General features: G+C 54.7%; 12 protein-coding genes and 1 pseudogene. 6 read left to right on the plus strand and 7 right to left on the minus strand.

Annotated features, from left to right (window positions below; genetic code table 11):
• On the plus strand, positions 1–266 hold a 266-nt coding region (locus CINSTRO3249_RS07435), incomplete at its 5' end, for an IS1 family transposase (RefSeq protein ID WP_217265380.1).
• Here the strand turns inward: CINSTRO3249_RS07435 and CINSTRO3249_RS07440 are convergent.
• Complete coding sequence (locus CINSTRO3249_RS07440) at positions 228–950, minus strand: pentapeptide repeat-containing protein (RefSeq protein WP_084790145.1); 723 nt, start codon at positions 948–950, stop codon at positions 228–230. The two genes, CINSTRO3249_RS07435 and CINSTRO3249_RS07440, sit on opposite strands and share 39 nt — an antisense overlap.
• Positions 951–1,521: 571 nt before the next feature.
• On the opposite strand from CINSTRO3249_RS07440, the gene ttcA reads away from it, so the two are divergent.
• Complete coding sequence (gene ttcA / locus CINSTRO3249_RS07445) at positions 1,522–2,442, plus strand: tRNA 2-thiocytidine(32) synthetase TtcA (protein WP_174249751.1); 921 nt, start codon at positions 1,522–1,524, stop codon at positions 2,440–2,442.
• 748 nt (positions 2,443–3,190) lie between these two features.
• Here the strand turns inward: ttcA and zntB are convergent.
• The 3 genes from zntB to CINSTRO3249_RS07455 are packed head-to-tail and all read right to left on the minus strand — an operon-like array spanning position 3,191 to position 4,892.
• The gene (gene zntB / locus CINSTRO3249_RS07450; protein WP_074012815.1) at positions 3,191–4,174 is read right to left on the minus strand and encodes a zinc transporter ZntB; all 984 of its coding nucleotides are present in this window, start codon (positions 4,172–4,174) and stop codon (positions 3,191–3,193) included.
• A 60-nt stretch (positions 4,175–4,234) separates the two neighbouring features.
• Complete coding sequence (locus CINSTRO3249_RS16510) at positions 4,235–4,468, minus strand: hypothetical protein (protein WP_125933144.1); 234 nt, start codon at positions 4,466–4,468, stop codon at positions 4,235–4,237.
• Positions 4,431–4,892, minus strand: a complete 462-nt coding sequence (locus tag CINSTRO3249_RS07455) for a hypothetical protein (protein ID WP_074012809.1) — start codon at positions 4,890–4,892, stop codon at positions 4,431–4,433. Before CINSTRO3249_RS07455 ends, CINSTRO3249_RS16510 begins: the two co-directional genes overlap by 38 nt.
• Before the next feature lie 742 nt (positions 4,893–5,634).
• Between CINSTRO3249_RS07455 and CINSTRO3249_RS07460 the strand changes: the two genes are divergently transcribed.
• Genes CINSTRO3249_RS07460 through CINSTRO3249_RS07470 form a run of 3 tightly spaced genes read left to right on the plus strand, consistent with a single transcriptional unit; the run spans position 5,635 to position 7,031 of the window.
• Entirely contained in the window at positions 5,635–6,216 is a 582-nt protein-coding gene (locus tag CINSTRO3249_RS07460; RefSeq protein ID WP_074012810.1) for a helix-turn-helix domain-containing protein, read from the plus strand.
• Positions 6,217–6,229: 13 nt separating this feature from the next.
• Entirely contained in the window at positions 6,230–6,682 is a 453-nt protein-coding gene (locus tag CINSTRO3249_RS07465; RefSeq protein WP_174249752.1) for a VUT family protein, read from the plus strand.
• Between the two features lie 16 nt (positions 6,683–6,698).
• A complete protein-coding gene (locus CINSTRO3249_RS07470; protein WP_254304313.1) occupies positions 6,699–7,031 on the plus strand; it encodes a VUT family protein in 333 nt (110 codons plus the stop codon).
• Between the two features lie 735 nt (positions 7,032–7,766).
• Here CINSTRO3249_RS07470 and CINSTRO3249_RS07480 read toward each other — a convergent pair.
• Positions 7,767–9,383, minus strand: coding sequence for a peptide ABC transporter substrate-binding protein (locus CINSTRO3249_RS07480; RefSeq protein ID WP_074012813.1), 1,617 nt, complete (start codon positions 9,381–9,383; stop codon positions 7,767–7,769).
• Between the two features lie 145 nt (positions 9,384–9,528).
• Here CINSTRO3249_RS07480 and mpaA point away from each other — a divergent pair.
• Positions 9,529–9,879: pseudogene (gene mpaA, locus CINSTRO3249_RS07485) on the plus strand (murein tripeptide amidase MpaA); the annotation flags it as partial.
• A gap of 283 nt (positions 9,880–10,162) precedes the next feature.
• Here the strand turns inward: mpaA and CINSTRO3249_RS07490 are convergent.
• Both CINSTRO3249_RS07490 and CINSTRO3249_RS07495 read right to left on the minus strand, forming a co-directional pair.
• Positions 10,163–11,275 carry a hypothetical protein gene (locus tag CINSTRO3249_RS07490; RefSeq protein ID WP_074012814.1) on the minus strand — a complete coding sequence of 371 codons (1,113 nt, stop codon included), beginning with the start codon at positions 11,273–11,275 and terminating at the stop codon, positions 10,163–10,165.
• 64 nt (positions 11,276–11,339) lie between these two features.
• A partial coding sequence (locus tag CINSTRO3249_RS07495) for an integrase core domain-containing protein (RefSeq protein WP_143146879.1) occupies positions 11,340–11,568 on the minus strand: 229 nt, incomplete at its 5' end.

Here is an 11,568-nt window from a genome sequence, read left to right on the forward strand (position 1 = left end):
GCATGATTACCAGTGACAACTGGGGCAGCTATGCAAGAGAGGTGCCGAAGCAGAAACATCTGACTGGCAAGATCTTCACGCAACGTATAGAGCGCAATAACCTGACGCTCCGTACCCGCATTAAACGACTGGCGCGTAAAACGATTTGCTTCTCGCGCTCTGTCGAGATCCACGAAAAAGTCATCGGAGCCTTCATCGAAAAACACATGTTCTACTTATTGGAGTCATTACCTAAAATTGATATCGCTCATGCTATCAGGATTTAACTTCGCACCGCTTAAATCGGCATTGTTTAAACACGTGCCGCGTAGGTTCGCGCTGCGCAAATCCGCATTGCGCAGATTGGCGTGACGGAGGCAAGCGCCGCTCAAATCAACATTTTTGAGGTGGGCGCCGCTTAGATCCAAATACCTCAATTTGGCGCAATACAAATTGGTGAGGTTAAAGTAGGCGTTCTGCAATTTGGCGTTATTGAGCACGGCATGGCCCAATTGTGCCTGACTCAAATTAGCATGGCGTAAATCAGCGCCTTCCAGATGCGCATTTTCCAACTGCGTATAATACAGCGTGGCGTGGCGCAGATTGGCCCGCTTCATAGGACAGCGGGTCATATTGGCGTGGCTGAGATCGCTTTGGCTCAGATTCACCGCCGTCATGGTGACCTGTTTGAATTCGCTGCGACGCAAATTTGCGCCGGTGAGATTAAACTTTTGCGGTAAGGTCACCTGATTTATCACAAGATGCGGTAAATCCAACGCACCGATATGATGGTTACTGACCGCTATTAACCTGACCAGCGCATGATATTTGGCCTTTTGCCATTTTGATTTTTTCTCGGCGCTGATATCGTCAGAAATGACGCGGCTCAAAATCATCCTGGCGGTGGGTTTAGCTGCGTTGGCAGGCGCCTGGCCTGAAAAACCCGCTGGATGCGTCACTGCTTTGAACATAGTTCCCTCCACGTTGATCGGAATACGTGCTCTCTTGGATGACAGCGGGCCACGTTTATTTGCATGTGCCACGCCGTTGGGCGTAATGCCGCCGTGTTGCCTGAGCCATTACACTGCGGCAATCCCACCGTATTAACTGAGATATCACCCCGGAGTTACACCTTCCTACGCGGTAATCTGTGCTGCTAACATAACGATTACGCGCAGTGGATGAAACATTTGCACCGCTGCGGAATTGCAGTTTTAGCCGTTTTAGGCGGGCAAAGAATTGCTGAGCTGATGTTAATCTCCGCCACGGCCAGGGTGAGAAGCCCAGCACGCGGTAAGCGGGAAAACAGGCGCGGCGATGGCCGGCTCATACCTTAAGTTGGTCCCACACCGCGGAGGAACGCTGGCGCTCCACGTGTCGCCCGCCCGGCAACGGGGGTGGGACAAAACACCCGGTAAAGCAAATTTTTGCCTGTCGATGTTGGCATATTCGCGTACAATCCGTACCATACGCCGGTCATTCCGCGCAGGTTAAGCATCTGGCGCGTGCAACGTTATGAGGAAGGCAGACAACGCCGTGGTCATGCAAAAACAGCAATACAATCTGAATAAACTTCAAAAGCGCCTGCGGCGCCACGTCGGTCAAGCTATTGCCGATTACGCCATGATTGAGGAGGGGGATCGCATTATGGTCTGCCTCTCCGGCGGCAAGGACAGCTACACCCTGCTTGAAATTCTGCGCAATTTGCAGCAAAGCGCGCCGGTCAATTTCTCCTTGGTCGCCGTCAATCTTGACCAGAAACAACCCGGCTTTCCGGCCCATGTGCTGCCCGAATATCTGGCGGCGCAGGGAGTGGAATACCATATCGTCACCGAAGACACCTATCGCATCGTCAAGGACAAAATCCCCGAGGGCAAAACCACCTGCTCGCTGTGCTCCCGCCTGCGCCGGGGTATTCTTTACCGCACCGCCACGGAACTGGGCGCCACGCGCATAACGCTCGGCCACCATCGGGACGATATCCTGCAAACCCTGTTTCTGAATATGTTCTACGGCGGCAAGTTAAAAGGGATGCCGCCCAAGCTTATGAGCGACGACGGCAAACATATCGTCATCCGTCCCCTGGCATACTGCCGCGAGAAGGACATCGCCCGCTTCGCGCAGGCGCGGCAATTCCCCATTATTCCGTGCAATCTGTGCGGATCGCAGCCTAATCTGCAGCGCCAGGTCATTGGCGATATGTTGCGTGACTGGGATAAACACTACCCCGGCCGCAGCGAAACCCTGTTTCGTGCGATGCAAAACGTGGTGCCTTCGCATCTCAGCGACTCACGCTTGTTCGATTTTAAAGGATTGACACAGGACAGCGCGGTGGTTGACGGCGGCGATATCGCCTTTGATCGTGAATCCTTCCCTGCGCAGCCGGCAGGCTGGCAAGATCTGATGGATGATGACCTGCCTGCCGCCTCGGAAGGACGATTGGACGTGCTGGAACTGCGCTAAATCCCCTCAGCCGGTCCCACCTGCGCGGCAACGCAATACGTTAGAAGAGCCCAGGCGCGCATTGCGGGCGCGCCTGTCATCCCCTTGCAGCAAGACATCCGCTTGTAGCAAAGCATCCCCTTGCAGCAAGACATCCTTTGGCCAGCATTAGAAAAGATGCGGCGGCGGATCGTTAATGGGATGCGGGTCAGGGTTGTAAGGCGGCTCCAGCGGCGGTTCAGGGATCGGGATCGGATCATTGGGGATAGGCTCAGTCGGAATGCTCATTCGGTAGCGGAAAATTACGCTGCGGGCCGTGCAGGACTGGTTCATCATTGTGCTTCCCCTCTCTCTATGCGTCACCGGTTGACGCGCCATCGCTAACGGCGTGACGCTTAAGGCCGGCTTGCACCGGCTGCCGCCATGGCTTTCACGGCGTGCTCTCTTAAAGTAAGCATTACGCGTCATAACAAGCGGGCGGCGGGCCATTCGGGCGCGACTACCGCCGCTGGCGCAGGGTGATGGATGGCGCAGGGTGATGGATGGCGCAGATAAAAAAATGCCGGGCTATTCACCCGGCATCATCTGAATTAAATATGCTATGCAATAATTCAAAAAAGGAAGTAAGGCAATATGGAGCGCAACGCCCATCGCTTGACGTTGCATTCACCTGCGTAAGAGATCATGCCTCATATTGCCGTCACTATTATTGATATTGCTCAATTTTAGGGCCAAAAAGCCCCCTCATCCGCTTATACCGCGCCGATAATTACAACCATCTGCGCTGCTTTAACCACCAGGCAACACCCCCGATCACGATGACTAACACCAGGCAAAACAGCGCAAACCCATAGCGCTCGGTATTACCCGGAATGCCGCCTAGATTTACACCAAACAGCCCGGTCAAGAAGGTGGTCGGCAAAAATATCATTGCCATAAGCGACATGGTATAACTGCGTCGGTTAATGGCTTCCGCCATCAGGGAATTGATCTCATCGGCAACCACGGCGGTACGCGCAATGGCGCCGTCGATGTCGTCCAGCCCGCGCCCGAGACGATCGGCAATATCCTGCATCCGCCGGCGGTCATCGTCCGTCATCCAGGGGAGGTGCTCGCTGGCCAGCCGGGAAAAAACATCCCGCTGCGGCGTCATATAGCGTCGCAGAACAATCAGTTGCTTGCGCAGGTGCGAAAGCTGACCGCGGGGCGGAATTTGCTGATCCAGCAGACTGTTTTCCAGGCCGATGATCTTATCATGCAATTCTTCTATGAATTCGCTGGTATGGTCTGTGAGCACGTCGCTCATCGCCACCAGCCAACTGCCGCTATCCTTCGGCCCCTGCTTTTTCTGTAAATCGTCAAGCACCTCTTCCACCGCCTGGATCGGCTGGCGACGCGTGGTGACAATCAACCGGCCAGTAATGAAGATACGCAGCACAATCAGCTCATCGGCACGGGCCTGATTGGCGAAATTGACGCTGCGCAACACCACTAACGCACCTTCACCAAGACGGGTCACGCGCGGGCGGGTGCTGTTGCCGGCCAGGGCTTCGCGCACCGGATCGGGGATTAAGGGTGAACGGCTGAGCCAGTCGGCACTGCCTTGGTGTTCCACGTCCAAATGGAGCCAGCAAGTACCACCGCAATCCGCGATCGCTTTATCCTCAATCGGGATCACCCCACCCTGGCCGTCAAGCTGCCCGGCGTAAACGATTTCAGAAAAATTAAGCGTATTCCCCTCTGACAGATCCAACATCCCGCACCTTTGCTAAACATGAGTAGGCTCCAGTATAACCGTTTTCACACGGTGAGATCAGGATGATAAGGTCGCCTCCCGTCCTGACAGCTCGCGCAGGCAATCCTGCGCCGCCGGCAGTAGCGGAGCGCCGATACCACTGCGGACCAGCGCCGCCGGGCTGCCGTAAAAACCGCCGGCGGAGATTTTAATCTCGCCCGCCAACCGCACGGCGAAAATGACCAGATGGACGTCTTCTTCCGCCGCGTCCCTCTCATCTCCTGCCTCCGGTTGCCACGATGGCAGCGTCACACGGCGGCCAGGCCAGCGGGCTGCGAATGCGATGGGCATCCAGCAGTAAAGGGCCGGCCAGCTGCAAATCCGGCGGCAGGTGGTCTATCGTGGTCCCGCGAATATTGAGATAACCGTTCACCTTTAATTCACTGGGCAGCGCGGCGATAGGCGTACTTTCCAAATCGAGGGAATCCTCAAAATGGCTGTGGGCCGCCAGCTCACGCAGCGGCGTATTTTCCAGAAACAAGGGGCCGCCGACGGCCAACCCTGGAGGCAACGCCGTTATCAGCGTATCTTTCAAATCCAGCACCTCTCCTACGCTGAGCATGTCGGGTAAATGCCCGATGGGACAGCCGGTTAGCAGTAAAGAGCCGGCCACCACCAGGCGGTCCGGCAGCAAGTCGATTCCGCTGCCGCGTAAATCCAGATGGCCTCTTACCACTAAAATCCCGTCGGGGGTGAAAAAAAACGCACTTTCCTGGCGACCATCAGGTCAATCAGCGCCGGCAATCGCTTATCCATAGCAAACCTCCCTACGCTCACATCGCCACCTTATCCGCGGCCCGTGTTTCCCCTGCGGGCCGTACACCCGTGTAAAACGGGGGGGGTAACGTCAGATGCCCCCTGCCGGCTGCGCCGAATACCCGCGCAAAATAGCGCGCCGGGCAGACGCTGGCGCCAACAGGCGCAGGACGTGATTATCGCCGCCGCGCATGCGGCTTGGCCAAACGACACAGCGGCGGAGAAAATGGATATAGATTGCAATCGCCATGGCAGCTTACTCCTGAATTGTCAAAGTGGGACCGTAATAACAGACCGGAGGGCGCGCCCACCTCCGCACGGATAAGGCGCATTGTCGCCGGCCGGCAGACGCCCCGGAAGGTATCGTTAAAATAATAGATTGAAAGTCGTCGCTCGTTTAATAGAATAATCACGGTGAATGACTATCGCCCCAAGCTCAATTAACCCTTATTATTGAATAAGTGAATTAGTATTTGTTTAATTTTATTTATTCTAATGCACGCGTCCGAATGTTATCGTTTTACTGCGGCCATATGGTCATTGAAACGATAAAGCCTGATGAAATTAATGAAACTTTTTGAAACTGTCAAGGGCATGACAAGGTTTATTCTCTTCGCCTAACAACATTATTACTATAAACTGTTTAATCGGTGGTCCCATTTATGACGGAACAATTTAATGATCGTTTAAAAGAAGCCCTTTTTGCCCGCGGGTTTAACGCCGCTGAGCTGGCACGGATAATAGGCGTGTCAAATGGTTATGTGTCAAATTTATTATCCGGCTATATTGCTCGCACTCACAAACATCTCATCAGCATTGCTGAGGCGCTGCGCGTGCGGCCTGAGTGGCTGCTTAACGGCTATGGCGACCCCAACATTGATGATAATAAGCATTTGGTTGAAGTGCCGTTGTATAAATTTGTACACAATGATCAGAAAAAACGTTATATAAAAATCATTCACTTGCCCGAGATAGCGCTGTTACCGCATTCTGAGAGTCTCTACGGCGTGCAAATACCACCTAATGATATATTTGCAAATTCAACCTTAGCCGTGATTAATGAAAAACTCAAAGGCAGCGGGCTTTTTTTGCTGCGCGTCGGCAGCACGTTAACCCTCTCAACGCGTATCGATGATATTACGTCAATTCGCTGGATTCATCTTACGCCCCAGGTGCCTGATATGAACAGTTGTGTGGTTGTGGTACTGGGCAGGATCGTGGCTTTTTTTGATTATATTGAATAAAGGAATGGGCGAAATGATTTTAGAAAAAATAACTAACAACAATATTAGTTGCCGGGTAAAAAAAGGAGGCCATATCTTTCGCGATAGCGCCGACAGCCTGGTCAGAAATCATCTCATCGATTTTTTTTCCGCCAACGATCGTCATACCATCCTGGTTTCATGCTCGTTAAGCCCGCTGGATCTGAACCGCTATAAAGAGTTCACTATATTCATTGTACTGCTCACTTTATTCGTCTCGTCGCTGCTTATAGCCATTCCTCTGTCGCCCAATACCATCTCGGTGTTCAGCGTGCTGCAGCCCGGCGGTATTCTGATTTTCCCCCTCTCCTTCGCCTTTCTGGATACCATCAACGAAATCTTCGGCCGCAGGCACGCGCGCAATACGGTACTGATTTGCGCCAGCGCGCTGCTGCTGGCCGCGGGGGGGGATTTGGCTCAGCCTGCAATTGCCGGGGGAAAACCCTGAACAGACAACGCATTATTTGGCAACGTTCAGCCCGCTGCCCTGGCTGTTCTTTATTAATTTTATCTGCCTACTGACTGCGGATAACGCAAACAACTATATCTATTCACGCTTCAAGGAGCTGTGCAATGGTCACTATCTGGTGTTTCGCTGCCTGGTGTCCACTCTGATAGGGCAATTTCTTTACTCGATAATCTGGATCATGATGTTCTTCGCCACCCGCATGACGCTTGGCGAAATGATGCAATACATCTTGTCAAACTATCTGTTCAAAGTGGTGTATTCGCTGCTGGTATGCATACCTATTACGTTTATTCTTGTCTATGGCATTCGCCGTGAGCTGTTTAAATAATATCAAGCCGCAACCTATAAGAAGGGCGCATGAATCCCCTTTTCTACCTGTGACCTGTCCAGATTAACAAGCGCCTGCGGCAGCGGCTAGGGTAAATGATACGGAATTTTCCCAGGCCGGCCGACCGCGGTTGACGGATGGCGGGTGGCTAATAGCAGGTGGTAATAGCAGATAGCTAATGGCCGATGGCTGATAGCGGGTGGCTAATGGCAGGTAGCTGATAGCCGGCGGCTGATAGCGGGTGGCTAATGGCAAGTAGCTGATAGCCGATGGCTGATAGCGGGTGGCAAATAGCAGATAGCTAATGGCCGATGGCTGATAGCGGGTGGCTAATGGCAGGTAGCTGATAGCCGGCGGCTGATAGCGGGTGGCTAATGGCAGGTAGCTGATAGCCGATGGCTGATAGCGGGTGGCAAATAGCAGATAGCTAATAGCCGATGGCTGATAGCGGGTGGCGGGTGGCTAATGGCAGATAGCTGATAGCTGATAGCGGGTAGCTAATGGCGGGTAGCTGATAGCCGGCGGCTAATAGCGTGTGGCTGATAGCGGATGGCTTATCATACTTTGACCGCTTGCGCGGGTGCCAATGTCGGAAGTGAGCATCACCTGTGGCAGCACAGCGCCTAAAATGTGTCGCGCCGCCAACGCCGTATCGACGCCGGCAGGCGAGAGGTTAAGCCACCGCCCCGCACAGGCACTGCGCCGACGTCACGGCGCAGTGCCTGTGCTTGAAAATTAATGTTTCAACACATATAGCGTTTGGCTGTAAGCCACGTCTTCTGGATTGGTAATGGGATACCCTTTCAGCCAGGGCTTTATCAGGCGGCCGTTGGTGAATTGATAAATGGGCGCAATGGGCGCCTGATCGGCAATCATGGCCTCCGCTTTATTGTAATCCTCGCTCAACCGCTGCGGTTGCGTTTCCCGACTGGCCTGCTGCAGCAGCTGATCGTAAGCGGGATCGCTAAATTTGGCGATGTTACCGCTATGGGTTGAGGTCAGCAGCGACAAAAAGGTGGAAGGCTCGTTGTAATCGCCGATCCACGAAGCGCGCACCACGTCAAAGTTACCGGTATTGCGGCTATCGATATAGGTTTTCCACTCTTGATTGACCAATTTGACATTGACGCCCAGCGTTTTTTTCCACATCGATGCCACCGCGATAGCGATTTTCTGATTACTTTCCGAGGTGTTATATAACAGGGTAAGCGTCAACGGTTTATCCGGTCCATAGCCGGCGGCTTGCATCAGGGTCCGCGCCTGGGCATCCAGCTCTTGCTGGCTATGCTGCTGCAGATAACCGGCCGCGGGCGTGAAGCCGACCGTGACATCTGGGGTAAAATGCCAGGCCGGCTTTTCGCCAGAGCCCACGACTTTGCCGGCAATGATACGTCGGTCGATGGCGTAAGACAGCGCCTTACGCACCCGGACGTCCTGTGTGGTTCCCCGCCGGGTATTGAAAGCATAATAATAGGTTCCCAGCTGGTCCGGCGTGTACACCTGATCGGGGATCTGTTGCAGCAACTGCCGGTAGCGGTCTTTGGGAAACGATTCGGTGATGTCGATATCGTTGGCCATATAGCGGTTCAGCGCGGCAGATTCGGCGCTAATCGGCACAAAGGTGACCTGTGTTAGCACGGTATGTTTATGATCCCAGTAATGTGGATTAGGGGTAAGGACCAGTTTCTCATTGACCACTCGCTGACTGAGAACAAACGCGCCATTACCCACCAGATTGCCGACACGCGTCCACTCCTGACCGTAGCGCTCAACCGTGGCGCGATTCACCGGGAACAGTCTGAAATTGGCGGTCAGGCTGACGAAATACGGCACCGGTTTATCCAGCGCCACTTTCAGCGTGTATTCGTCCGGGGCGCTGACGCCCAATTGATCTGCGGGCAATTTGCCGGCGATTATGTCACCGGCGTTCTTCAGACCCGCAAGTTCGGCAAACCAGGAAAAGGTGGAATGATTGGCAGGATCAACCAGCCGGCGCCAGCTGTAAACAAAATCTTGCGCCGTCACCGGTTGGCCGTTCGACCAGCGCGCGTCACGCCGCAAATGGAAGACAAAATTCTGGTTATCGCTGGTCTGCCAGCTCAGCGCCACGCCGGGAATAGCCTTGCCCGTAGCGTCCTGATTAACCAGTCCTTCAAACAGATCGCGGTCGACCTGCGCTTCCACCAGCCCGACGGCTTTCATCGGATCCAGTGAGGAAGGCTCGTCTTTGATGTGGCGTACGACATGTTGCACCTCTGCAAGCGTGGTACCGGGCGGTACAGTGGCGGCGTGCGGGTTGCCGCTAACGGCGGCCAGCAGGAGGGCGAAAACTGCAAACGGGAAACGCGGCATAGACTGTTCCTTAGCGTTATGGCCGATTCCGGGCTAACCCCATCGGCGTTCAGGCAAAATACTCTGCGGAAACTAACACTGCGGGAAATTTTTCGGTAAAGTGATCGCAGTTAATGTAACTGATTATTTTCTGGCGGGAAACAGTATGCAACCCTTTCGGCCCCGATCTCAGCGCGGCGCTTTGCCGTCGTTAGGAAAATCTTATGGCACATCGGTGCTGGGTGCGCCGCTGCTTTATCACCCCGCGGCAATGCCGGCGGCCGACAGCGGGCTGATTATCGCCGGCACGCACGGCGATGAAACCGCCAGCGTCACCGCGCTTTCCTGCGCTCTACGCACCATCGAAGCGGGCGCGCTGCGCCATCACCTCGTATTGGCCGTGAATCCAGACGGCTGCCGGTTCGGCCTGCGCGCCAACGCCTGGGGCGTGGATCTCAACCGCAATTTCCCGGCGAACAATTGGCAGAGCGGCGAGACGGTGTATCGCTGGAACAGCAGGGTGCTGGCTTTTTTTTGTCTGGCGCACACTGCGCCGCCGGCGCTTTAAACCGGTACGCTGACGCTCATCATCATCATCATCACCATCACCGGGGCTTGAAACGGGTCATTTGCCAATCATTTCCCCCTGTTCAACCGATATGCCCAACACCTAAGCTATGGGCAAAGGGAAGCCCAAGCGGCGCCTGCGGCAGAGGCGGCAATCTAGCGTGGCGTTCCGCGCCGAGAAGCGTTGACAGGCATGCGCAAGCCGTCGAGAGCCGGTACTCGCGCTTAGCGCGTCAGTTCGACGTAGCGGGTAGCGCCCGCAGCGTAGCCATCAACTCATCAAGCACGGCGGGGGCAAGCGTCAGCTGTGCGGCGTTGGCGCTGTTTTGCCATCGCACCAAATCTGGCCGAAGGTGTTCATAAATCACAAGCGTCGCCAATGTTTCGGTGACGGATTGCCTATATTTCATATCGTGCGGCCCTGAGTGCGGGGAAAACAACACGGTGAAATCCGGGCTCGCTTTGTCATACAGCGGGTCGTCGCTATCGTCGATATCCTTTACCCAAGTTTGGTACAGCGACGTGGTGTAACGACTAAGATAGCTGCGGGCGCTGTCGTGTTGCATAAAATAGGTTTGGACGTCGTCATCCGCGATCGCCCGGTCTACCAGGCCGCAGGCTGCCGTCCACAGCGCCTGGAAGCGCGGTGAAAGGCGCAAGGGCGCGGCCGTTGCCGTATGGCGCTGCAGAAAATGGGCCCTCAGCGCTTGATGTAGAGGTTGGCTGGTAATCCGCTCCAGGCGCCAGTCGGTATCAGAGTATTGTTCGTTTGTCGCGTGGTCTGGGCCGGCCGTGGCCTCATTCGCCGCCGGGGAGGCTAAGCGGGGTTGCGCCCGTGCGTTGCCTGGCGGGGACGCAGTGGCGTGCCCGGTAGCGGTGGTCAATGTGGGGGCGGGGTTTACGAGCGCGGCAGGAAATGTGGCTGCTAGCGTGTGGCGGATTTCAATTATCTGCCGCCGATAGCCGTCCATCAGGCCAATATTGAGAAGTGCGGTCAACTTGCTTAATTCCGCCGTTTCCTTCGCCAGCCGCATATGAATGTGGTCCAGTAATGTTGGCAGGGGGATACCCTGTCCGCGATCGACAGTGGAAAAGATGTCATACAGCAGCGGATCAAAATAATGTGTAAAAAACTCTTCCGTCATGGCCCGGGTCTGAACGTGATTCATGGCTATCCAGCGCTCGTCGCCGATAAAGTTTTCATACTGGATGCGTGGGTAATGTAGCGTGATATGTTGCATCATTTCCGACCAAGGGGGAGCCGCCGGGCGCACCGCGCCGCTGGAATGTGCCACGTCAAAGGTGGGGGATGAGCCCACGGGATTACGCGGTTCAGGCATCGCCATAGCGATGACGCTCTCAAGCGCTTCTGAATAACCCCGAGTTTATTAGAGAGTAATTTTGGCAATACTACGCCGCTTCCTCTGATGCTAATTGCAAAGCGTAATAGTTCATTTCGGCTTCAGTAGGAGGGATGTAACCCAGCCGCCCGAGCAGCCTTCTGTTGTTGTACCAGTCCACCCAGTCCAGCGTGGCCAACTCCACTTCCGTCCGGTTTTTCCAGCTCCCGCGGTGGATAACCTCCGTTTTGTACAACCCGTTGATACTCTCTGCCATCGCATTATCGTAGGAGTCGCCG

Source organism: Candidatus Sodalis sp. SoCistrobi (assembly GCF_900143145.1).
Lineage (GTDB): Bacteria > Pseudomonadota > Gammaproteobacteria > Enterobacterales > Enterobacteriaceae > SoCistrobi.